The 21,277-nt window shown below is 74.0% G+C and carries 21 protein-coding genes; 13 read left to right on the plus strand and 8 right to left on the minus strand.

The features are described from left to right. Nucleotides 1-14 precede the first annotated feature (14 nt). Nucleotides 15-1,823 (plus strand): gamma-glutamyltransferase family protein, encoded by a 1,809-nt coding sequence (locus tag ACIDOF_RS10135; protein ID WP_409005433.1) that lies wholly within the window; start codon nucleotides 15-17, stop codon nucleotides 1,821-1,823. A gap of 39 nt (nucleotides 1,824-1,862) precedes the next feature. Here the strand turns inward: ACIDOF_RS10135 and ACIDOF_RS10140 are convergent, their stop codons facing one another. The 3 genes from ACIDOF_RS10140 to ACIDOF_RS10150 are packed head-to-tail and all read right to left on the minus strand — an operon-like array spanning nucleotide 1,863 to nucleotide 3,404. Further along, complete coding sequence (locus ACIDOF_RS10140; RefSeq protein ID WP_409005434.1) at nucleotides 1,863-2,255, minus strand: DUF3592 domain-containing protein; 393 nt, start codon at nucleotides 2,253-2,255, stop codon at nucleotides 1,863-1,865. A 55-nt stretch (nucleotides 2,256-2,310) separates the two neighbouring features. After that, nucleotides 2,311-2,805: a hypothetical protein gene (locus ACIDOF_RS10145; RefSeq protein ID WP_409005435.1), complete on the minus strand. Its 495-nt coding sequence runs from the start codon at nucleotides 2,803-2,805 to the stop codon at nucleotides 2,311-2,313. A 38-nt stretch (nucleotides 2,806-2,843) separates the two neighbouring features. Then, on the minus strand, nucleotides 2,844-3,404 hold the full coding sequence (locus ACIDOF_RS10150) for a DinB family protein (protein ID WP_409005436.1): 561 nt from the start codon (nucleotides 3,402-3,404) through the stop codon (nucleotides 2,844-2,846). 110 nt (nucleotides 3,405-3,514) lie between these two features. On the opposite strand from ACIDOF_RS10150, the gene ACIDOF_RS10155 reads away from it, so the two are divergent. The 3 genes from ACIDOF_RS10155 to aspA all read left to right on the plus strand — a co-directional run bounded on the left by ACIDOF_RS10155 (nucleotide 3,515) and on the right by aspA (nucleotide 6,800). After that, a complete protein-coding gene (locus tag ACIDOF_RS10155) occupies nucleotides 3,515-4,222 on the plus strand; it encodes a FadR/GntR family transcriptional regulator (RefSeq protein WP_409005437.1) in 708 nt (235 codons plus the stop codon). Between the two features lie 65 nt (nucleotides 4,223-4,287). Further along, the gene (locus tag ACIDOF_RS10160) at nucleotides 4,288-5,304 is read left to right on the plus strand and encodes an asparaginase (protein ID WP_409005746.1); all 1,017 of its coding nucleotides are present in this window, start codon (nucleotides 4,288-4,290) and stop codon (nucleotides 5,302-5,304) included. A gap of 83 nt (nucleotides 5,305-5,387) precedes the next feature. Next, nucleotides 5,388-6,800: an aspartate ammonia-lyase gene (aspA, locus tag ACIDOF_RS10165; protein WP_409005438.1), complete on the plus strand. Its 1,413-nt coding sequence runs from the start codon at nucleotides 5,388-5,390 to the stop codon at nucleotides 6,798-6,800. Between the two features lie 51 nt (nucleotides 6,801-6,851). Here aspA and ACIDOF_RS10170 read toward each other — a convergent pair whose 3' ends face one another. Continuing rightward, on the minus strand, nucleotides 6,852-7,655 hold the full coding sequence (locus ACIDOF_RS10170; protein WP_409005439.1) for a TetR family transcriptional regulator: 804 nt from the start codon (nucleotides 7,653-7,655) through the stop codon (nucleotides 6,852-6,854). A 172-nt stretch (nucleotides 7,656-7,827) separates the two neighbouring features. Between ACIDOF_RS10170 and ACIDOF_RS10175 the strand changes: the two genes are divergently transcribed. The 3 genes from ACIDOF_RS10175 (at nucleotide 7,828) to ACIDOF_RS10185 (ending at nucleotide 12,134) form a co-directional block, all read left to right on the plus strand. Beyond that, nucleotides 7,828-9,171, plus strand: coding sequence for a UDP-glucose dehydrogenase family protein (locus tag ACIDOF_RS10175; protein WP_409005440.1), 1,344 nt, complete (start codon nucleotides 7,828-7,830; stop codon nucleotides 9,169-9,171). An 84-nt stretch (nucleotides 9,172-9,255) separates the two neighbouring features. Beyond that, nucleotides 9,256-10,491, plus strand: coding sequence for a glycosyltransferase (locus ACIDOF_RS10180; protein WP_409005441.1), 1,236 nt, complete (start codon nucleotides 9,256-9,258; stop codon nucleotides 10,489-10,491). Then, the gene (locus ACIDOF_RS10185) at nucleotides 10,488-12,134 is read left to right on the plus strand and encodes an MDR family MFS transporter (protein ID WP_409005442.1); all 1,647 of its coding nucleotides are present in this window, start codon (nucleotides 10,488-10,490) and stop codon (nucleotides 12,132-12,134) included. Before ACIDOF_RS10180 ends, ACIDOF_RS10185 begins: the two co-directional genes overlap by 4 nt. 58 nt (nucleotides 12,135-12,192) lie before the next feature. Here the strand turns inward: ACIDOF_RS10185 and ACIDOF_RS10190 are convergent, their stop codons facing one another. Continuing rightward, nucleotides 12,193-12,777: an NmrA family transcriptional regulator gene (locus ACIDOF_RS10190; protein ID WP_409005443.1), complete on the minus strand. Its 585-nt coding sequence runs from the start codon at nucleotides 12,775-12,777 to the stop codon at nucleotides 12,193-12,195. A gap of 58 nt (nucleotides 12,778-12,835) precedes the next feature. On the opposite strand from ACIDOF_RS10190, the gene ACIDOF_RS10195 reads away from it, so the two are divergent. Next, the gene (locus ACIDOF_RS10195; protein WP_409005444.1) at nucleotides 12,836-12,967 is read left to right on the plus strand and encodes an AraC family transcriptional regulator; all 132 of its coding nucleotides are present in this window, start codon (nucleotides 12,836-12,838) and stop codon (nucleotides 12,965-12,967) included. Here ACIDOF_RS10195 and ACIDOF_RS10200 read toward each other — a convergent pair. Further along, nucleotides 12,960-13,541, minus strand: coding sequence for a TetR/AcrR family transcriptional regulator (locus ACIDOF_RS10200; protein WP_409005445.1), 582 nt, complete (start codon nucleotides 13,539-13,541; stop codon nucleotides 12,960-12,962). The genes ACIDOF_RS10195 and ACIDOF_RS10200 overlap by 8 nt on opposite strands. A gap of 156 nt (nucleotides 13,542-13,697) precedes the next feature. On the opposite strand from ACIDOF_RS10200, the gene ACIDOF_RS10205 reads away from it, so the two are divergent. The 4 genes from ACIDOF_RS10205 to ACIDOF_RS10220 all read left to right on the plus strand — a co-directional run bounded on the left by ACIDOF_RS10205 (nucleotide 13,698) and on the right by ACIDOF_RS10220 (nucleotide 18,022). Continuing rightward, the gene (locus ACIDOF_RS10205; RefSeq protein WP_409005446.1) at nucleotides 13,698-15,167 is read left to right on the plus strand and encodes an MFS transporter; all 1,470 of its coding nucleotides are present in this window, start codon (nucleotides 13,698-13,700) and stop codon (nucleotides 15,165-15,167) included. A gap of 30 nt (nucleotides 15,168-15,197) precedes the next feature. After that, nucleotides 15,198-15,845: a CatB-related O-acetyltransferase gene (locus ACIDOF_RS10210; RefSeq protein WP_409005447.1), complete on the plus strand. Its 648-nt coding sequence runs from the start codon at nucleotides 15,198-15,200 to the stop codon at nucleotides 15,843-15,845. A gap of 112 nt (nucleotides 15,846-15,957) precedes the next feature. Further along, on the plus strand, nucleotides 15,958-17,229 hold the full coding sequence (locus ACIDOF_RS10215; protein ID WP_409005448.1) for a hypothetical protein: 1,272 nt from the start codon (nucleotides 15,958-15,960) through the stop codon (nucleotides 17,227-17,229). 52 nt (nucleotides 17,230-17,281) lie between these two features. Then, entirely contained in the window at nucleotides 17,282-18,022 is a 741-nt protein-coding gene (locus ACIDOF_RS10220) for a hypothetical protein (protein WP_409005449.1), read from the plus strand. 16 nt (nucleotides 18,023-18,038) lie between these two features. On the opposite strand, the gene ACIDOF_RS10225 is transcribed toward ACIDOF_RS10220, so the two are convergent. After that, nucleotides 18,039-19,091: an MASE1 domain-containing protein gene (locus tag ACIDOF_RS10225; RefSeq protein ID WP_409005450.1), complete on the minus strand. Its 1,053-nt coding sequence runs from the start codon at nucleotides 19,089-19,091 to the stop codon at nucleotides 18,039-18,041. A gap of 60 nt (nucleotides 19,092-19,151) precedes the next feature. Continuing rightward, nucleotides 19,152-20,006: a PP2C family protein-serine/threonine phosphatase gene (locus ACIDOF_RS10230; RefSeq protein ID WP_409005451.1), complete on the minus strand. Its 855-nt coding sequence runs from the start codon at nucleotides 20,004-20,006 to the stop codon at nucleotides 19,152-19,154. A gap of 532 nt (nucleotides 20,007-20,538) precedes the next feature. On the opposite strand from ACIDOF_RS10230, the gene ACIDOF_RS10235 reads away from it, so the two are divergent. Continuing rightward, nucleotides 20,539-20,991, plus strand: a complete 453-nt coding sequence (locus ACIDOF_RS10235; protein WP_409005452.1) for a TY-Chap domain-containing protein — start codon at nucleotides 20,539-20,541, stop codon at nucleotides 20,989-20,991. The last annotated feature ends 286 nt before the right edge of the window (nucleotides 20,992-21,277 follow it).

A 21,277-nucleotide genomic window follows, 5' to 3' on the forward strand; every position in this document is an offset into this window, starting at 1 on the left:
CCTGGAGGCCGGACATGTTCACCACCCGCCCCACCCTGCAAGGCACCTTCGGCATGGTGTCGTCCACCCACTACCTGGCCTCCCAGTCCGCGATGGCGGTCCTGGAGGGCGGCGGCAACGCGTACGACGCGGCCGTCGCCGCCGGTTTCGTCCTGCACGTCGTCGAGCCGCACCTCAACGGCCCGGCCGGGGAGGTCCCGATCATCCTGGCCCCGGCCGGTGGCACACCCCGGGTGCTGTGCGGGCAGGGTGTGGCCCCGGCCGGTGCGACGGTCGAGCACTACCGGGGTCGGCTCGGCCTCGAACTCGTCCCCGGCACCGGCCCGTTGGCCGCCGCGGTGCCCGGCGCCTTCGACGCCTGGATGCTGCTGCTCCGCGACCACGGCACCAGGAGGCTCGCCGAGGTCCTCGCGTACGCCATCGGGTACGCGGAGGACGGGCACGCGCCCGTCGAGCGCGTCGGCGAGACCGTCGAGACCGTCCGCGAGCTGTTCGAGGAGGAGTGGACGTCGTCGGCGGAGGTGTATCTGCCCGGCGGGCGCTCCCCGCAGCCCGGCGAGCTCTTCCGCAACCCGGCGCTCGCCGCCACCTGGAGACGCCTGCTCGCCGAGGCCGCGCACGACGACCGCGAACGGGAGATCGAGAACGCCCGCCGCATCTGGCGCGAGGGCTTCATCGCCGAGGCCCTCGTCGCGCAGGCCCGGCGGCCCACCCTGGACACCAGCGGCACGCACCACACGGGCACGCTGACCGCCGCGGACCTCGCCGGCTGGGAGGCCACGTACGAGGCGCCCGCCACGTACGACTGGAACGGGTGGACGCTGTGCAAGGCCGGCGGCTGGAGCCAAGGCCCGGCGTTCCTCCAGCAGTTGGCGCTGCTGCCGCCCGTCGAGGAGCTGCCCGCGTACGGCTCGGCCGCCTACGTGCACCTGCTGATCGAGGGCTGCAAGCTGGCGATGGCGGACCGGGAGGCGTGGTACGGGGACGCGGGCGGCGAGGTCCCGGTCCCGGCGCTCCTCTCGGACGGCTACAACGCCGCGCGGCGCGCGCTGATCGGCGAGAAGGCCTCGTACGAGCTGCGCCCCGGCAGCCCCGTGGGGCGCGTGCCGAGGCTCAGCCGGCAGGCCCTCGCGGTCGCGGCGGGCGAGCCGGGCTTCGACGCGATGGGGATACCGGCGGCGGGCGCGGGCGAGCCCACGGTCGCCGGGAACGGCGCCACCCGCGGCGACACCTGCCACCTCGACGTCGTCGACCGCTGGGGCAACATGGTCGCCGCGACCCCCTCCGGCGGCTGGCTGCAGTCCAACCCCGTCGTCCCCGAGCTGGGCTTCCCGCTCGGCACGCGCCTGCAAATGGCCTGGCTCGACGAGGACTTGCCGAACTCCCTGACCCCGGGCAGGCGGCCCCGTACGACGCTGACGCCGTCGCTCGCGCTCAGGGACGGCGTGCCGGTCATGGCGTTCGGCACGCCCGGCGGCGACCAGCAGGACCAGTGGCAGGTCCACTTCTTCCTGGCGGTCGCGCTGCGCGAACGGGTGCGCGGCGGGCTCGACCTCCAGGGCGCGATCGACGCCCCGAACTGGCACACCGACTCCTTCCCCGGCTCCTTCCACCCCCGCGGGATGCGCCCCGGCAGCGTGACGGTCGAGTCGCGCATGCCCGACCACGTCGTGGAGGACCTGCGCCGGCACGGCCACGACGTCACGGTCGGCGACCCGTGGTCCGAGGGCCGCCTCTGCGCCGTCGCCCGCGACCCGCGCACGGGCGTGCTCAGCGCGGCGGCGAACCCGCGGGGGATGCAGGGGTACGCGGTGGGGCGCTGAGCCCTGGCCGGACGTTCAGCCGCGCACCCGCTCACCCGCTCAGCCACTCAGCCCGGTGAGCCCCACGGCGACCGCCCCGATGCCGAAAGCCCCGACCGCCGCGACGCCGAGGTAGAGGACGAGATAGCCGGAGACCGTCTCGCTGATCTCCGGGCTTTCCGGGTTGTAGCGCGCCGGGGTCGTGCTTCCGCGGCGGGGTTTGCGGAAGGTGGGGTGGTCGACGCCGACGTGGGTCTTGCCCGAGGCGTCCACGTACCGGTACTTCACGACCGTCCGGGGTGTTCTGTCGGGCGCCGTGCCGTCCTTCACGGACACGACCGTCGCCTCGACGCGCGTCCACGTGCGGGCGCGCCGCCAGGCGTGCAGGAGCCACAGCAGCGACACCGCGGTCGCCGGTACGCCGGCCAGCAGCCAGAGCCAGGGGCTTGTCATCCGAGTCCTCACGCCGATGCCGCCTCATGAGCGAGAGAACGGTACCCGCCACCCGTCAGCCGTCCGGCTCCGCCCCGGGCCGTGGCCGGTAGCGACGCGTCACGCCGTGCACGCACCAGCCCAGAACGGCCACCACGAAGACCCCGACCAGCGCCGCCGTGACCCACTCGGCCAGGTACTGCACCGCGCCCAGGGCCAGCGCGAGGAACACCAGGGTCCCCGCACCCACCCCGTAGAGGTCGTCCGTCAGCATGCGGCGCGCCGTCGCCGTCCGCTCCGGCGTCCGCGTCCACCACGTCTTGTACGGCAGGTTGACCAGCGGCGACGTCAGGTCGACGCGCGCCATGAACAGCTCCGCGAGCGCGCCGAACAGCAGGGCCGTGCCCGCGCCCACCGCGGCCGTCACGCCGAGGAGCTCGGCCTTGCTGCCGTACCGGTCCGGGCCGTCGGGGCCGCTGTGCAGGACGACGCCGTCGGCGGGCAGCGTCCACGCCAGTACGAGGAGCACGGCGCCGTAGAGCACGGCACTCCACCAGAACACCTTCCGCACGGTCTCGCCTCCCTCCCTCGGGGCGTCGGACGGGCCCCTCAGTCCGTCGGGCGGTCGGCCGCTCGTTGGAGGCGGAGCTGGCCGATTTCCGCGGCGTTCTTCATCAGCTCGGCGTTCACCCAGGCGACCGTGTGCGCGACGGTGTGCCGAGGGTCGTCCTGCCAGGGGAACGGGGCGGTCGCCTCCAGGTCGGCGGCGGTGAACCGGCTCAGCGCCGCCAGCCAGTCCGCGCGCAGGCCGCGCAGCCAGTCGACGGTCGGGCTCCCCGCTCCGGGCCAGACGACTGCGCTGCGCTCCCGGGGCGGCCTGCCGTGGGCGTGGTCCGCGGCCACGCTCCACCACCAGCCGATGTGCCAGCTCAGCCAGCCGATGGTCGGTACGGGGACGGGGTCGGGCTCGCTCTCCGCGAAGTCCGGCACCCACGTGCCGTCCTCGGCCCTGCGCAGCGTCCAGCAGTTCGCGACGGGCTCCCACAGGAAGTCGTCGGGCTCCAGCCGCTCCAGGTGGTACTCGAACAGCGACCAGGTCAGATCGAACTGCCAGCGCAGCAGGTCGAGTTCGTACGGAGGCGTGCCGGGGGCATCGGGTGGGGAAGTCACCGGCCGACCCTCGCACAGCGCCCCCGCCGCGGGGAATTCCTTATCCGGGTGGCCCCTCCGAGGATCGGCCCCGCTTGACATCCCGTGGCCCCTGCCCGGACCATCGCTCCGTGAACCTGTCAGACAGCCAGACAGCAGGCCGGGGCCCGCGGCGTGTCAGCGCCATGGAAGCGGTCCTCGCCCACCTCCGCGGCGCCATCGAGCGCGGCGAGTACGCCATAGGCGACAAGCTGCCCTCCGAGGCCGAGCTCTGCCGCACCCTAGAGGTGTCCCGGCCCGTGCTGCGGGAGGCCCTGCGCGCCCTGCAGACCATGGGGCTCACGGTCGCCAAGACCGGCAAGGGCACCTTCGTGGTCTCCACCACCGTCGAGGACCCCACCTTCGGCGACTACGCGGCGAGCGACCTGCTCGAAGTGCGCCAGCACGTGGAGATCCCGGTCGCCCGGTACGCGGCCGTGCGCCGCACCCCGGAGAACCTCGACCACCTCAACCACCTGCTCGACCGCATGGAGCAGGAGACCGACACCACCGCGTGGGTCGCCATGGACACCCTCTTCCACCTGGCCGTGGCCGAGGCCGCGCAGAACCCGGTGTTCCGCCGGGTGATCGAGGAGATCCGCGACGCACTGGCGCGGCAGTCCGCCTTCCTGAACCAGCTGGGCGGCCGCCGCGAGCAGTCCAACCGCGAACACCGCATGATCGTCGAGGCGTTGGCCGACGGTTCCGAGAAGGACGCGGAGCAGGCCATGCGCCACCACCTCAGCCGCGTCGAGACCACCCTCACCGACATCGTGCGGCCCACGACAGGTTCCAAGTGACCGCGGCCCACCACGACGCAACCGCACAGACCGCGGCCCACCACGACATGACCGAAGAGACAGTGATGCACGGCAGTTCCCCGGCGGACGCACCCCTCGTCCGCGAACCCCTCCACGCCCCCGTCGCCCACCTCGTCCGCGGCGGCGTCGTCGAGGGCATCCACTACGGCTCCGTCGTGGTCCGCGACGCCGACGGCACGGTCCGGTTCCAGATCGGCGACATCGAGGCCGCGTTCTACCCGCGCTCGGCGCTCAAGCCCGTACAGGCCGTCGCCATGCTGCGGGCCGGTCTGCCGCTCGACGGCGAGCTGCTCGCGCTCACGGCCGGCAGCCACTCCGGGGAGGACCGCCACCTCGCCGGGGCGCGGCGCATCCTCGACCTGGCCGAGGTCACCGAGGACGAGCTGCGCAACGTCCCGGACATGCCGTACGGGAGCGCGGTGCGGGACACGTGGCTGCGGGAGGGGCGCGGGCCTTCGCGGCTCGCGCAGAACTGCTCGGGCAAGCACGCGGCGATGCTGTACACCTGCAAGCTCAACGGCTGGTCGCTGCACGACTACCTGGACCCCGGGCATCCGCTGCAGATGACGATCGCCGACACCGTCGAGGACCTCACCGGGCAGCGGATCGCCAAGGTGACCGTCGACGGCTGCGGCGCCCCGCTGTTCGCCGTGTCGCTGCACGGACTGGCCCGCGCCGCCGCCCGGATCGCCGCCGCCGCGCCGGGCACCCACGAGGCCCGGTTCGCGGACGCGCTGCGCGGGCACGCCGAGATGGCCTCCGGGGCGGGCCGGGACGTGGCCGCGCTGATGCGGGCCGTGCCCGGCCTGATCGCCAAGGACGGCTTCGAGGGCGTCGAGGTCGCCGCGCTGCCCGACGGCCGCGCGATCGCCGTGAAGATCGCCGACGGCGCGGACCGGGCCCGCGTCCCGGTCGCCGCGTCCGCGCTCGCGCGGGCCGGTGTGGACGCCGGGCTGCTCACCGAGTTCGCCGGGGAACCGCTCCTCGGCGGCGGACGGCCGGTGGGGTCCGTACGGCCCCTGCGCGCCCTCGGCCACGTGCCGCTGCCGACCTGCGCGTGACGGTCCCTCCTCGCCGCCCCGGGCCCGACTCCCCTCCCCTCACTCGTACTTCCTCGTACTTCGGAAAGAAGACCGACACCGTCATGACCGCCGACCGCACCCGCAGCGAACACGATCTGCTCGGAGACCGGGACGTTCCCGCCGACGCGTACTGGGGCGTGCACACGCTGCGCGCCACGGAGAACTTCCCCATCACGGGCATGCGGATCTCCGCCTACCCGCACCTCGTCGACGCCCTCGCCGCCGTCAAGGAGGCCGCCGCCCTCGCCAACGAGGAGCTCGGTCTGCTCGCGCCGGAGAAGGCCGCCGCGATCGTCGCCGCCTGCCGGGAGATCCGCGCCGGGAAGCTGCACGACCAGTTCGTCGTCGACGTGATCCAGGGCGGCGCCGGCACGTCGACCAACATGAACGCCAACGAGGTCGTCGCCAACCGGGCGTTGGAGCTGCTCGGCCACGCCAAGGGCCAGTACGAGCACCTGCACCCGAACGAGGACGTCAACCTCGGCCAGTCCACCAACGACGTCTACCCGACCGCCGTGAAGATCGCGACCGTGTTCGCGGTGCGTGGGCTGCTCCAGGCGATGGCGGTGCTGCAGGACTCCTTCGGGCGCAAGGCCGTCGAGTTCCGCGACGTCCTGAAGATGGGCCGCACCCAGCTGCAGGACGCGGTGCCGATGACGCTCGGCCAGGAGTTCTCCGCGTACGCCGTCATGCTCGACGAGGACCGCAGCCGGCTTGCCGAGGCCGTCGAGCTGATCCACGAGATCAACCTGGGCGCGACCGCGATCGGCACGGGCCTCAACGCCCCGGCGGGATACGCCGAGTCGGCCCGCCGGCACCTCTCCGAGATCACCGGGCTTCCGCTGGTCACCGCGGCCAACCTGGTCGAGGCGACGCAGGACTGCGGTGCGTTCGTGCAGATGTCGGGCGTGCTGAAGCGGATCGCCGTGAAGCTGTCGAAGAGCTGCAACGACCTGCGGCTGCTGTCGTCCGGGCCGCGCGCCGGTCTCGGCGAGATCAACCTGCCGCCGGTGCAGGCCGGTTCGAGCATCATGCCCGGCAAGGTGAACCCGGTGATCCCCGAGGTCGTCAACCAGGTCGCGTTCGAGGTGATCGGCAACGACGTCACCATCACCATGGCCGCCGAGGCGGGACAGCTCCAGCTCAACGCCTTCGAACCGGTCATCCTGCACTCCCTGTCGGAGTCCGTCACGCATCTGCGGGCGGCCTGCCTGACGCTCGCCGAGCGCTGCGTGGACGGCATCACCGCCAACACGGAGGCGCTGCGCGCGAGCGTCGAGAACTCCATCGGCCTGGTCACGGCCCTCAACCCGCACATCGGCTACTCGGCGGCCACCGACATCGCCAAGGAGGCCCTCGTCACCGGCCGCGGCGTCGCCGAACTCGTCCTGGAGAAGGGCCTGTTGCCCGCCGAGCAGCTCACCGCCCTGCTGCGGCCGGAGGTCGTCGCGGGGACCGGCGGCGTGGGGGTCTGAGCCGAAGGCTCGCGTGGGCCTCGGGTGAGCGAGGCTTTTCGCCCGCCCCTGTCAGGGGCGCTGCTCGCTCGCGCGAGGGTGCTCCCGGCAGGGGCGCTCCTGCTGGGGCTGCGGGCGCTGTTCGGGCCCCGGGCACTCTTCGGGCTGCGGGCGCGCTTCGGGCTGCGGGCGCGCTTCGGGTTGCGGTATCGGTGCGGGCTCCGGAGCCGGTGCGGGCTCCGGAGCCGGTGCGGGCTCCGGAGCCGGTGCGGGCTCCGGGGCCGGTGCGGTGAGGAGGCCTGCGAGGCCCGCGCGGAGGTGGGCGTGCAGGGTGTCCTCCGAGGCGGCGGCCAGGGCAGGCGTACGGAACACCCGGCGCAGCAGGCTCGTGCCGAGGAGCCACGCGGCGAGCAGTTCCGCGCGTACGTCCGCGTCGGGCCCCTCCAGGCGTCGGGCGAACCTGTCCGAGAACACCTCCGCGACCTCGTCCCGGAAGCCGCCCACCGCGTCCCCTCGGCTGGAGGAGCGCAGCACGGAGAGCACCGGGTGCGGGATCTCCTCGTCGGACGGGCCGCTCGTGACGAAGTCGCAGACCCAGTCGGCCACTTCGTCGAGCGGGACCTCCAGGAGCGGGTCGAAGAGCGCCGTACGGCAGGAGACCGCGGCGAACAGGGCCTGTTTGGAGCCGAAATAGCGGTAGACGAGAGCGGCGTCCACCCCGGCGTCCTTGGCGATGTCACGCAGGCTCGTGCCGTCGTACCCGTACCGTCCGAAGCGCAGGTACGCGGCGGCCATCAGGGCGCTGCGGGTGCCCGCAGCGCTGCGTTTGCGCGCCCCGGCGGGGAGTTCGCCGGTCCCGTCCGTCGCTCGGCTCACCGATGCACACCTCTCCGTGGCCTGTCGTAGGGCCACACATCGTCCAGGATTCCGGCCGCGTCCGGAAGTCATCGGTCGTTGTCATCGATCGTTGACCTGTCGTGCCGTCACCGCCCTACAGTCGGGGCCGCCGGCGATGCCTTCGCGACGTTTCCCGGAAGGACGATGCTCAGTGAGCGGAACAACTGCCCCCAGGTCCGCCGACCGACCCGCCCGCGTCGCCGTCGTCGGCACCGGCTACGTGGGCCTGACCACCGGAGCGTGCCTCGCCTCGCTCGGCCACCGGGTGGTGTGCGCGGACGCCGACGCGGGCAAGGTCGAGCGGCTGCGGCGCGCCGAGGTCGACATCCTGGAGCCGGGGCTGCCGGAGCTCGTCCGGGACGGACTCGGCTCGGGGCGCCTGGAGTTCGTCCGCGACACCCCTGCCGCCGTCCGGGAAGCGGACGTGGTCTTCCTCTGCCTGCCGACCCCCATGGGCGCCGGCGGCGCCGCCGACCTCGCCGCCGTCGAGGCCGTCGCGCGGGAGATCCGCACCGAACTGCCCGACGGCTGCGTCGTCGTCAACAAGTCCACGGTCCCGGTGGGCACTTCGGAGCGGGTCGGCGCGCTGCTCGGCCGCCCGGAGGTGCCGGTCGTCAGCAACCCGGAGTTCCTGCGCGAAGGACACGCCGTCCACGACTTCCTGCACCCGGACCGCGTCGTCGTCGGCGGCGCCGACCCCGAGGCCGCGCGCCGGGTCGCCGACCTGTACGCGCCACTGGCGGCGCCGCACGTCGTCACCGACGCCGCCAGCGCCGAACTCACCAAGTACGCGGCCAACTTCTTCCTCGCCATGAAGCTGTCCTTCGCCAACAACCTGGCGACGCTGTGCGAGCGCTTCGGCGCGGACGTCGCCGACGTGACGGCGGGAATCGGCCGCGATCCGCGCATCGGCGAGGCGTTCCTGAAGCCGGGCCCCGGCTGGGGCGGCTCGTGCCTGCCGAAGGACACGCACGCGCTGCTGTCCGTCTGCGAGGCCGCCGGGATCGACTTCCCCCTGCTGCGCGCCACCATCGAGACCAACGTCGAACATCAGCGCAGGCTCGTCGAACGCGTCGTGGCCCAGTGCGCGGGCCCGGACGGAACGCTCACCGGCGTCCGGCTCGCGCTCCTCGGCCTCGCCTTCAAGGCCGGCACCTCCGACCTGCGCGACTCGCCCGCCCTGGCCCTCGCCCGGCAACTGCGCGAGCGCGGGGCCGAGTTGTTCGCGTACGACCCGGCGCTGAGCGAGACCCGGCCCGATCTGAGCGACCTGGTCACCCTCACCGGGGACCCGCTGGAGGCGGCCGACGGCGCCGCCGCCTGTCTCGTCCTCACCGAGTGGCCGCAGTTCCGCGATCTCGACTGGCCCGCGATCGCCGCACGTCTCGACGGCCGCGTCGTCCACGACTTCCGCAACCTCCTCGACCAGGATCGGCTGGAGCGGGCCGGTCTGGTCCGGCAGAGCATCGGCAGCGCGTTCACGATGGCGGGCTGACGCCCCGGGACCGCCCCCAACACACACGACCAACCCGCACACACGACCGACCCCCCGCACACGACCACCCCGAAAGGCCCCGTCATGCGTGTTCTGGTCACCACCATCGCCAGCCCCTCGCACGGGCGCGCCCAACTGCCCGTGCTCCGCGCTCTGGCGGCCGCGGGACACGAGGTGCGCGTCGCCACCACCGAGGAACTCGCGCCGATGTTCCGCGCCGACGACCTCACCGTCACCCCCTGCCTGCCGAACCTCTCCCCCAGCACCTTCGCCGCCGACGCGCAGTACAGCCCCGGGACCGCCCCCGGCGCGGGCGCCGACCCGGCCGAGCAGCAGGCCGCCCTGCTGCGCTTCCTCAACGGCGTCCTGTCCGGGCCGATGGCCAGGCGGCTCCGGGAGCTCCTCCTCCCCGTCGCCCGCGAGTTCCGCCCCCACCTCGTCCTCCGCGACGGCATGGACCTGGGCTCCTGCCTGCTCGGCGAGGAGCTCGGCATCCCGCACCTGCCGACCCCGTCGGGCGCCGCCAACGTCCTCGACCCGGCGGAGCTCCACCCCGGGCTGAACGCCCTGCGCGCGGAGTTCGGCCTGCCCCTGGCCGACGACCCGCTGTCGATCGCCCCGCACGGCCGCATCGACTACGTACCGGCCGCCTTCTCCTTCGCCCGGCACCTGCCGAACCCGCTGACCTACCGGCAGACCATCACCGTCGAGCGGGCCGCGACACTCCCCCGGTGGGTCGCCGAACTGCCCACCGACCGGCCCCTGGTGTGGGCCGCCATCGGCACGGCCCTGCCCATGCTGCAGAAGCTCCGCGAGCGGGGACAGCAGCCGGACTCGATGCCGTTCGAGTACCCCGACCCGGTCAAGACGCTCCGTACGATCGTCGAGGCCGCGGCCCGGCTCGACGAGTGCACCGTCGTCGTCGCCACCGCGGGCGTGCCCGTGGACGACGTGGACCTGCCGCCGCACGTCCACCTCACCGAGCGGCTGCCGCAGCCCCTGCTCCTGGAGGGCGCCGACCTGTTCCTCACCCACGGCGGCTTCAACAGCGTCCGCGAGGCCCTGCGCACGGCCACGCCGCTGGTGGTGCTGCCGCAGTTCGGCGACCAGTACCCCAACGCCCGCCGCGTCGAGGAGCTCGGCATGGGCCGGGAGGCCGTCGACCGCACCCCGGACGGCATCGCCGCCGCCTGCCGCGAGGTCCTGGCCGACGCCCGCGCCGCCGCCACCATGCGCCGCGCCCGCCTGGACATGCTCACGCTCCCCGAGGTCGACAGCGCCCCGGCCGACCTGGAGCGCCTCGTCGGAGCCCCCGCGTGACCTCGTCCGACGCGCTGCGCGAGCAGGGCCCGCAGCCCGCGGGCGGGCCGGGCGAGGAGTCCGGCCCGCCCGCGCGGCTCTCGCACCGCGAGGTCGTCACCGTCATGTCCGGCCTGATGCTGGGCATGTTCCTCGGCGCCCTGGACCAGACCGTCGTCTCCGCGGCCCTGCGCACCATCGCCGACGACCTGCACGGCCTCACCGCGCAAGCCTGGGTGACCACCGCGTACCTGGTCACCGCCACCCTCTCGACCCCGCTGTACGGCAAGCTGTCCGACATCCACGGCCGCCGCCGCATGTACCTCTGGGCGATCGCCCTCTTCGCCGCCGGTTCGCTGCTGTGCGGCTGCGCCACGTCCATCCACCAGCTCGCCGCGTTCCGCGCCGTCCAGGGGCTCGGTGGCGGCGGGCTGATGTCGCTGGCCATGACGGTGATCGCGGACATCACCTCACCGCGCGAACGCGGCCGCTACCAGGGGTGGTTCATGGCGGTCTTCGGCGGCTCCAGCATCGTCGGGCCCGTCGTCGGCGGCCTGTTCGCCGGCGCCGGCACGCTGCTGGGCATCGCGGGCTGGCGCTGGATCTTCCTCGTCAACGTGCCGCTCGCCGCAGTGGCCCTGGCCGTCATCACCCGCGTCCTGCACCGCGTCCCGCACCAGCCCGTACGGCACCGCCTGGACTACGCGGGCGCCCTCACCCTCGCCACCGGCGTCGTCCCGCTGCTCGTCGTCGCCGAGCAGGGCCGCACCTGGGGCTGGTCGTCGCCGCAGGCCCTCGCCCTGTACGTGGTCGGCGCGGCCGGCCTCGTGGGTTTCGTCGCCGTCGAACGACGCATGGGGCAGGCGGCGTTGCTGCCCCTGCGGCTGTTCCGCATCCGCAGCTTCCGCCTCGGCACCTCCCTCCACTTCGTGGTCGGCATCGGCATGTTCGGCGCGATGACGACGCTGCCGCTGTATCTCCAACTCGCCCAGGGCATGAGCCCGATGGCGGCGGGCCTGGCCATGCTGCCCACCACGGTCGCGAACGTCGCGGTCACCCTCACGGTCGGCCGGCTGATCTCCCGCACCGGCCGCCTCAAGGTGCATCTGGTGACCGGCATCGGCTGCTTCACCGCCGCGATGCTCGTGTACGCGACGCTCCGCGCCGACAGCCCGCTCTGGCACGTGTCCGTCGGCATGCTCTTCATGGGCGCGGGCCTCGGCGCCGCCATGCAGACCATGACCACGCTCGCCCAGTCCGAGGTGCCCCGCGGCGACATGGGCGCCGCCACCGCCTCGGTGAACTTCTTCCGCTCCAACGGCGGCACGGTCGGCGCCGCGGCCTTCCTCTCCCTCCTCTTCTCCCTGGCCGGCCCGCGGATCGCCGAGCTCCTGGCCGGCACGTTCCGCGACCCGGCCCTGCGCCGCCTCGCCGAACAGCCCGAGAACGCCCAGGCGTTGAGCGGCGTACTGCTCCCCGGCGGCGGCGTCGACCTGGAGAACTCCGCGTTCCTGCACACCCTCGACCCGCGCCTGGCCGTCCCGTTCCTCGACGGCTACGTGGCGGCCATGCGCGTCGTCTTCCTGGCGGGCGCGGCCGTGACCCTCCTCGCGTTCGTCCTCGCGGCCTGGCGCGTACCGGACGTACGCCTGTCGGACGAGTAGCTTGACGCGGCGCGACCGTCGGCGCGCAGGGCGAGGGGGCCGGCGGCCGGGCCCGGACTCAACCGGCCGGGGCCCAGACCCCGCTCGCCGCCGCAGCGCGGACATACGCGGCGAAGTCCCGGGGCGGGCGGCCGAGGGCGCGTTGGACGCCGTCGCCGAGGCGGGATCTGCGGCCGTCGAAGACCTCGGCCATGAGGTCGGCCAGTGGCTCGGCGAGCCGGGGCGGTGCGCCCTGTTCCGTGAGCGTCGCGGTGAACCGTTCCCGGCTGATCTCCTCGTACCGGACGGTGCGTCCGACGGCCGCGCCGATCTCCGCGACCGCTTCGGCGAAGGTCATCAGGCGCGGGCCGGTCACGTCGTACACCTCGCCGACGTGCCGGCCGTCCTCGGTGAGGGCCGCGGCCGCGACGTCGGCGATGTCCTCCGCGTCGGTGAAGGGCTCCGCCACCACGCCGACCGGCAGCGCCACCACGCCCGCCCGCACCGCGCCGGTGAGGACGTCCTCGCTGAAGTTCTGGGCGATGAAGCCGGTACGGACGACGGTCCACTCGGCGCCCGACGCGCGTACCGCCCGCTCGCAGCGTTCCGCCTCGCGCGCGCCGCGGTCGGCGAGCAGCACCAGCCGGGTCGCGCCGCGGTCCACCGCCAGGTCGGCGAACGCCCCGACCGCCTCCGCGGCCCCGGGGAACGCCGCGTCCCCCGTGGCCCGGCAGGTCGGCTACGGGAGCGCCTCCGCGCTCAGCACGGCGTTCAAGCGCGAGCGCGGGATCACCCCGCAGCAGCACCGGGCCCGCCCGGCGGGCGACTTGAGGGAGGACGCCGAGCTCACATGACCCGCTCGACCAGCCCCTCGATGTAGTCCGGCGTGAGGGGGACCAGGCCGAACAGGACGCGGATGTACATGGGGGCCAGGACGTGGTCCAGGACCTCGTACGCGTCGGGGGCCCTCTCGCCGCGGTCGTGGGCGCGGTCGAGCATGGACTGGAGTTGCCGGGTGCGTTCGGCGCGCAGGGCCTCGCTCGCCTGCCGGCCCCGCTCGCCGCTGCTGGACAGGGCGACGGCCAGGTGCAGCAGCGCCGGGCCGTCGGGTCCGGTGATCTCGCGGGCCACTTGCGCGGCGTACGTACGCAGGTCGCCCGCGAGGGTTCCGGTGTCGGGCATCGGTGACTGCGCGTTGAGGCGGGTCAGCACCACGTCGGCGAGCAGGGTCTCGAGGTTGCCCCAGCGGCGGTAGACGCTGCTGTCGGCCACTCCCGCCCGGGTCGCGACGTCGCCGACGGTGAAGTTGCCGTAGCCGCGCTCGCCGATCAGGTCGGTGACGGCCTGGTGCACCTGCGCGGCGACGCGGGCGCTGCGCCCGCCGGGCCGCCGGGCCCGCTGTCGTTCCTCGTTCACGCCGTCCGCCATGCCTTCCGCCCTTCGGTCACACCCCCCACCTTAACGCAGGTCTCAGTTGCGTTTATGGAAGCCCCTCCCTATAGTCGCCTAACGCAGTCAGCCACTGCGTTAGGCGGTTGCGTCGGCGCGTGGCGCTCTGAACCACCATCGATCGAGGGGGATTTCGTGGCCGTACCGGATACGACCGCAGGCGGTCGACCGCACCGGGCCGTGCTGCTCACGGTGACCTGCCTGGGCCAGTTCATGGTGCTGCTGGACAACACGATCGTCGGGGCGGCGCTGCCCGACATGCAGGAGCGGCTGCACACCGGGCTGACCGGGCTGCAGTGGATCGTCGACGCGTACGTCCTGCTCGTCGCCATGCTGCTGCTGTCCGGCGGGGTGTTCGCCGACCGGTTCGGCCGCAAGCGGGTCTACCTGACCGGCGCGGCCGTGTTCACCGCCGCGTCCCTGCTGTGCGCGCTCGCGCCCTCGCTCGGCTGGCTGATCGCCGGCCGCGTGCTGCAGGGCATCGGGGCCGCCGCGCTGAGCCCCGCCTCGCTGGCCCTGCTCGCCGCCGCCCACCCCGTACCGCAGGAACGCATGAAGGCGATCGGCCTGTGGGCCGGGTTCAGCGGGCTCGGTCTGGCCGCGGGCCCCGTGGCGGGCGGTGTGCTGACGGAGGCCTTCGGCTGGCCCGCGATCTTCCTGGTCAACCTGCCCATCGGCGCGGTCCTGCTGCTCGTCGGCCTGCGCCGGCTCGACGAGTCCCGCAATCCGGCCGCCCCCGCGATCGACGTCCCGGGCACGGTCCTGTCCGTCCTGGCGGTGGGGGCGCTGACGTACGGGCTGATCGAGGGCGGCGCGCGGGGCTGGACCTCGCCGGTGATCCTGGGCTGCTTCGCCGCCGCGGCCGTCCTGCTCGCCGCGTTCGTGGCCGTCGAGGCGCGCCGCCCGGCCCCGATGCTGCCGCTGCGGCTGTTCCGGCAGCGCCTGTTCACGGTGTCCAACACGGCCATGGTCGTGGTGGGGTTCGCGCTCATGGGGGCGTCGTTCTTCTTCTCCCAGTTCTTCGTGTACGTGCAGGGCAGCTCGATCCTGCGCGCCGGACTGCAGACCCTGCCGGTCTCCCTCGCCATGGTGGTCGTCAGCCCGTACGCGGGCCGGCTCGCCGCCCGGTACGGGTTCCGCGTCGTCGTCACCGCCGGGCTCGCCCTGGCCGGACTGGGGCTGCTCGCGCTCGGCACGGTGCACGCCGACACCGGCTACGGGAACGTGTGGTGGCGGCTCGGACTCGTCGGCGCCGGCTTCGCCCTGAGCCTGTCCCCGCTGACCGGCGCCGCGATCCAGGCGGTCGACCCGCGGGAGGGCGGCCTCGCCTCCGGCATCAGCAGCACCACCCGGCAGATCGGCGCGGTGCTCGGCGTGGCCCTGCTCGGGGCCGTCGTCCGCACCCGGCAGGCGGGCGGCGCCTCCTTCGAGGCCGGCCTCGGCAGCGCCTTCCTCACCGCCGGAGCCGTCACCCTGGCCGCCGCCGTGTGCACCGCCCTCTGGCTGACGAGGTCCGAACCCGCGGAAACCCCCACCGCACCCCTGCCCCCTGCCGCGCCGGGTACGGTCGCCTCCGCCGACAACGCTTCCACGCACAGCAGTTGACGCCGCCCCGACCACACGAAGGACCCGCCCGTGTCCCCGGACCCGACCACCGTCCACCCGCTGCCCGCCCACCACCGCGTGGTGTTCCTCGAGCCGCTCGTCACCTCCCCGAACATCAGCGTGGGCGCGTACACGTACTACGACGACCCGGACGGCGCCACGGAGTTCGAGCGCCGCAACGTCCTCTACGCGTACGGGCCGGAGCGCCTCGTCATCGGCAAGTTCTGCGCGATCGCCACCGGGACGACCTTCCTGATGGCCGGCGCCGAGCATCCGACGATGGGCGTCTCGACGTACCCGTTCACCATGTTCGGCGGCCGGTGGGCCGAGGAGACCCTGGACCTCGTCACCGGCATGCCGAGCCGCGGCGACACCGTCGTCGGCAACGACGTCTGGTTCGGCTACCGGGCGACCGTCATGCCCGGCGTACGCATCGGCGACGGCGCGATCATCGCGGCCGGCGCCGTCGTCACCGCCGACGTCCCGCCGTACACGATCGTCGGCGGCAACCCGGCCCGCCCGATCCGGCGGCGCTACGACGACGCGGACGTCGCGCTGCTGCGGCGTGCCGCCTGGTGGGACTGGCCCGCCGACCTGATCACCGCGCACGCCCGCACGATCATGTCCGGCACCCCGGCCGACATCGCGCGCCTCGCCCCGGAGAGCGGCACCGCCTGAGCCGCCCGCACCCGCGCGGCACGCCGGGGCCGTGGCTGCCGCTCGGGTGAACGACGCAGCGTGCGCGCGCGCCAGGGCCGGGGGCGGGAGCCGTACCGCCCAGCATGCCGGTGTGATCATCGGTTGGAGTGGGAGTCCCGCCCGGCGGCGGTCGATGGTGCTGCTGCCGGTCGTCCTCCTGACGGTGGTGCTCGGCCCGCCGACGGGCGGACCGGCCGCCGCCGCCGACGGCGCCGGACCCGGCCGGCCGGCCCTCCAGGTGAACGTCAACGGGCGGCCCGGCCTCGGCGCGCTTCGCCCGGGCATCCGTACCGGCGCCGCCGTGGTGAAGACGTACCGGCTGACCAACCGCGGCGGCGCCGACCTGTACGCGCTGCGCATCCACGACCCCACGCTGCCCGGGGCCCGCATCCGCTGCCCGGGAGGACGAGACCACGTGCCGCTCCTGACCGGGCTCCGGTCGGTGACGTGCACGGCCCGCGCGACCGCACGCCGCGGCACCTGGATCGGCTACGTCCTGGCGGTCGGCCGGCAGCCGCACCTGCGCGCCACCGTGCGGGCGCGGGCCCTCTCCGGGTACGCGGGAGTGGGCGCCCACCTGACGCTGCGCGGGACGGCGCGCGGGGCCGGTCCGGGGCGGGCAAGGGTGCGCTACACCGTGATCAACACCGGCAACCGGCCCGCGTACCGGATCCGGCTCGGTGATCCGGCGCTCGGCCCGGCCCGGATCGTCTGCCCGAGCGGCGGCCGTGTCGTGGCGCGGCTCGCTCCCGGAGCCGCCGTCACCTGCCGCGCCGATGCGCGGCGCGCCGCCGGCACCTACGTCAGCCGGGCCGGCGCCGACGGCAGCGACCTGCTGCGCACCCTGGCCCCGGACGGCGGGACGACCGCCCCGCCGCGGCTCGTGGCCCGCGCCACGGCCCGGTTCACGTTCCCCGCGCCGACACCACCCGCCGCTCCCGCACCCCGAAGCCCGGCGACCGCGCCCGCTCCGCGCCCGCCCGGCGGACCGGGCCTCCCCGCACCGCCGCCGACCGCCGCCGAACCACCCCCTGCCGCCCTGCTGTTGCCGACACCGCCTCCCCCGCCCCGTATCGCGGCGCCGGACAGGACGGCGCCCCGCACCCAACCCCCGCCCCCGGAGTCGGCGGCCGCCCCCGCCACCCCCCGGCCGCCCGAGCGGCCTCGACAGCAACGCCCTCAGGAGCAGCACCGTCAGGAGCAGCACCGTCAGGAGCAGCACCGTCAGAAGCAGCGCTCGGCGCTCAGGGCGTTCGTACGCGAGGACCACTCGCCCGCCACGCTCGGCGTCGCGAGCGTGTTGTTGCTGCTCCTGATTCCGGCGGCCGTCGCCGCGGCCGTCCTCGGCTCCCGCAGAAGCTGACCGCGGGCTCCCGCAGAAGCTGACCGCGCCATCCACGAGAGCGGACCCTGAGATGCTCGAAACCCTCGCCATCGTCCTCGGCGTCGCCCTGCTCGCCGCCGCGGCCGTCCTGCTCAAGCACCGGCTGTGGCCGATGGGCCCGGACGACGAACCCCGCGAGGACGTCGCCGAGTACATCTCGATGATGGTCGGCGTGCTGTACGCCCTCATCCTCGGCCTGGCCCTCGTCTCGGTCTGGGACACCCGGGCCCGCGCGGAGGACCACACCGCGGCGGAGGCCGGCGCCGCGCACCAGATCCACCTGCTCGCCTCCGGAATGCCCGCCGTACAGGCCGACCGGTTGCGCGGCGGCATCGAGACGTACGTCCGGCACGTCTCCCGCACCGAGTGGCCCGCCATGGCGGAGGGCACACCGCCGTCCGCCGCCGGGTGGCGGCTCCTCGACCGGGTGCGCGCCGCCGGCCAGGTGCCCGCGGACGCCACGCTCGCCCAGCAGGTCACGGGGCAGGAGACGCTGGCCCAGCTCAGCACGTTGGGCGAGGCGCGCCGCGGACGCGAGGCCGTCGCCGACGAGCACCTGTCCCTCGCGATCTGGTTCGGCCTGATCGTCGGCGGCACGCTCACCGTCGCGTTCATGTTCCTGTTCGGCGTCAAGCGCAGCCTCACGCACGTGGTGATGGTGATGGGCCTGTCCGCCCTCATCACCTTCACCGTGCTGCTGATCCATCAACTCGACCAGCCCTTCAGCGGGTTGTTCGCGATCGACCCGGCCCCGTTCACCCGCCACCTCTGACCGCGCGGCCCCGCCGTCAGCGTCTCCTGGTGTCGCCGCCGTTCGGGCCGCCCAGGCCCTGCAGGTCCGGGCCTTCCGGCAGGGTCTCGCCCGCGCTGAGGTGGTCGAGGACCTCGGCGAGTTCGTCGCAGGCCTGCTCGACCGAGCGGCGGGTGGCCCGCTGCTCCGTCACCAGCGACGACAGCAGCAGCGCGGTGAGGGCGGCGGCGCCGTTGAACGCCTGGAGCTTCACCATCACCTCGACGTTCGACATCTCCGTGAACGCGCCGCTCTCGGTGTTCGCCGCGAACGTCGCCAGGATCGAGGCGAACAGGGCGCACACCATGGCGTCGAGGAGCTGCAGGCGCAGGGCCGCCCAGATCAGCAGCGGGAAGATCAGGAACAGCAGGCTCATCGGGCTGAGGGTCGTCAGCGGTACGAGGGCGATCGCCACCAGGTACAGGCAGGCCCGCTCCGCCCACCGCCCCGTGGAGACCCGGCCGGAAGCGGACGGGGCCAGCAGCACGAGCAGCAGCGGGGTGACGAGGAGGACGCCCATCGCGTCCCCCACCCACCAGGCCAGCCACAGCGGCCAGAACTCGGCGCTGCTCAGTTCGCCGGTCACCAGATTGCCGCCCACCCCGAGGCACGCGCTGACGAGCATGGCGCCGAAGGCGGCGAGGAACACCAGCGCCAGGCCGTCCCGCAGCCGCGTGATCTCCAGCCGGAAGCCGACGCGGCGCAGCAGCAGGACGGCGCAGAGCGGGGCCAGCGTGTTGCCCGCGATGTTGATCAGCGCGGTGGGCTGGAGCGTGGTCAGCGAGGCGATGACGAGCGCCGCGCCGATCGCGATGCCCGGCCAGACCCGTACGCCGTAGACGAGGAGCGCGGCCACGGCGACGCCGGTCGGCGGCCACACCGGCGTCACCACGACGCCTTTGACGCCCAGCGAGCCCAGCAGGCCGAGGCGCCCGGCCGCGAAGTACAGCGCCGCCACGGCCAGCACCTCGAGGGCGTTCTTCACGGGCCGCCGCAAGGAGTCGGGCCGCCGCACGGAGTCGGGGCGCCCTAAATGCTTCGCATCCGCCATCCGGCTATGAGACACCGGGGCCGCTCCCCCAGCCGTGCACAACACTCGCGCCGTGGGCCGTCACGGATCGGAGTGCGGCAGGAGCCTGCCCCGCGTACCGCCGTCGTGGCCGACGACGAGGACGGCCGCGTCGTCCTCGTGGCCCACCGTGTCCGCCATCTTCATGACGGCCTCGGCCAGGCCGTCGATGCCGACGCCCGCGACGACGGCGAGCTGGGCGAGCCGGGCGACCTGCCGCAGGCCGTCGTCCAGGTTCAGGGACGGGCCCTCGACCACTCCGTCGGTGAGGAGGACGAAGACGCCGCCCTGGGTGAGCTGGTGCCGGGACACGGGGTACTCCGCGCCCGGAAGCACCCCGAGCGGGGGCCCGCCGTCGCCGTCGGAGATCCCGGAGCGGCCGTCGGCGGTCGCCCAGATGTGGGGTATGTGGCCGGCCCGCGCGGACTCGAGGATGCCGGTCACCGGGTCGAGGCGCAGGAACGTGCAGGTGGCGAAGAGGTCCGAGCCGAGGGAGATGACCAGGTCGTTCGTACGGCGCAGCAGCTCGCCCGGGTCGCCGGTGACGGAGGCCAGGGCACGCAGGGCGACACGCACCTGGCCCATGAACGCGGCCGCCTTGATGTTGTGCCCCTGGACGTCGCCGATGGACATGGCCACGCGGCCGTCCGGCAGGGTGAACGCGTCGTACCAGTCGCCGCCGACGTTCAGGCCGTGCGTCGCGGGGGTGTAGCCGACGGCGACGCTGATGCCGGAGGGGTGCGGGAGGAGGTCGCCGGGCAGCATGGTGCGCTGCAGTTCCACGGCGAGCTCGACGCGGGAGCGCTGGAGGGCCGCCAGCTCGCGTGCCCGGGCCGTCATCCGCCCGAGCCGTTTCAGCAGCTCCTCGCTGTCGTCGACCGACCCGCCGCGGGACATCGCTCACTCCGGTTCAGCGAGAGTCCCTCGCATCAGTTCCTCCCACACCGCGCTCGGGCAGCGCGGACATGGCTCCCTTCTACGGTGCCTGGTCTCGCTCCGGGCCGCACCAGGAGAGGGTTCCGGCCGGGGAGTGGGCGGGGGCGGGGGTCAGGCGAGGTTCCTGGCGAAGAACGCGTCGAGCGTCGACGCCGGCGACCAGGAGGGTCTCGGGCAGGACGCGGTCGGTGGGCGCGACGTCGCCGCTCTCGTCGAAGGGGCACTTCGCGGGAGAGCCGGGCGTACGTGCCGTTCTCGGCGTCGGCCCAGCGCTGTCGGCTGAGGTGGTCGACGACCTTCTGGCGCTGTTCGCGGGTGTACTTCTACCTCAGCGGCACCCGAGAGCATCCGCGGCTGTACGCGTGGGTCGGTGACCCTGACGACTGTGCCGACCTGGGCCCGTTCCGCAGTGTCCCGCCCAGCCGGTAGGGCCGTGTCGTCCGGTCCGTGATGCGGAGGGTGGCTCCCCGGTCCGTGCCGGTACGTTGGGCCGATGGACGAGGTGTGGAGCGAGTTCCGGGAGCGGCTGCGGGCGGAAGTGGCCGGTATGCGCGAGAGGGACACCCTGGTGGTCTCCGAGCCCGACCCGGAGCCCGCGCCCGTGCCCGACGCACCCGGGCGACGCTGGTGGCAGCGGCGGTCCAAGCCCCGCCAGGAGACCGGGCGTTACGTGCAGTTCATCAGGTGGGACGACGGGTTCGGCGCCGAATGCGTCTCGTCGGCGTACCGGAAGACGACCGAGGAGCAGAAGCAGCGGCTGCTGGCGCTCGGCTGGTCCGATCCCGACACCCACCAGCCGCGCAGCGGGCGCTCGGAGAACCACGAGATGTGGTTCGGCCTCGACGAGGTCGACCGGCTCGCCCGGATCGCGACCGACTCGCTCCGCGTCCTGGGCGAGGAGCCGCCCGACGCGCGGTGGACGTGGCGGAGGGACCCGGCGGTGTGAGCGGTCGGAGCGACTGGGGCGGAGTTGACGGCCCGTGCCCGTCGACTCACCGGCGAGGACGCCTGGTTGGCGTGCCATCTCGCCGAGTGGGCGTGCCTCGCCGAGCCGCAGTCGGTCGGCGGCGCAGGAGTGCTGTGTGGAGGTGTGCGGGCGGCGCCGGGACACGGAGCCGTCGCTGACGGGCAGGCTCGCCTTCTCCGAACCGCACCGACGGGTGGGCGCGCAGCGCGGGGCAGAGCGCCGCGGAACAGGACGCCCCGGCTGAGCCGTCGACGGCACGCCGCGA

This window comes from Streptomyces sp. Da 82-17 (assembly GCF_046098215.1).
In the GTDB taxonomy this organism is placed as follows: domain Bacteria; phylum Actinomycetota; class Actinomycetes; order Streptomycetales; family Streptomycetaceae; genus Streptomyces.

What these genes read in the sequence shown, in the direction of transcription:
- ACIDOF_RS10135 (WP_409005433.1), top strand. Translation starts at nt 15, where the DNA reads ATGTTCACCACCCGCCCCACCCTGCAAGGCACCTTCGGCATGGTGTCG.
- ACIDOF_RS10140 (WP_409005434.1), bottom strand. Translation starts at nt 2,255, where the DNA reads ATGACAAGCCCCTGGCTCTGGCTGCTGGCCGGCGTACCGGCGACCGCG.
- ACIDOF_RS10160 (WP_409005746.1), top strand. Translation starts at nt 4,288, where the DNA reads ATGCACGGCAGTTCCCCGGCGGACGCACCCCTCGTCCGCGAACCCCTC.
- aspA (WP_409005438.1), top strand. Translation starts at nt 5,388, where the DNA reads ATGACCGCCGACCGCACCCGCAGCGAACACGATCTGCTCGGAGACCGG.
- ACIDOF_RS10180 (WP_409005441.1), top strand. Translation starts at nt 9,256, where the DNA reads ATGCGTGTTCTGGTCACCACCATCGCCAGCCCCTCGCACGGGCGCGCC.
- ACIDOF_RS10200 (WP_409005445.1), bottom strand. Translation starts at nt 13,541, where the DNA reads ATGGCGGACGGCGTGAACGAGGAACGACAGCGGGCCCGGCGGCCCGGC.
- ACIDOF_RS10220 (WP_409005449.1), top strand. Translation starts at nt 17,282, where the DNA reads ATGCTCGAAACCCTCGCCATCGTCCTCGGCGTCGCCCTGCTCGCCGCC.
- ACIDOF_RS10225 (WP_409005450.1), bottom strand. Translation starts at nt 19,091, where the DNA reads ATGGCGGATGCGAAGCATTTAGGGCGCCCCGACTCCGTGCGGCGGCCC.
- ACIDOF_RS10230 (WP_409005451.1), bottom strand. Translation starts at nt 20,006, where the DNA reads ATGTCCCGCGGCGGGTCGGTCGACGACAGCGAGGAGCTGCTGAAACGG.
- ACIDOF_RS10235 (WP_409005452.1), top strand. Translation starts at nt 20,539, where the DNA reads ATGGACGAGGTGTGGAGCGAGTTCCGGGAGCGGCTGCGGGCGGAAGTG.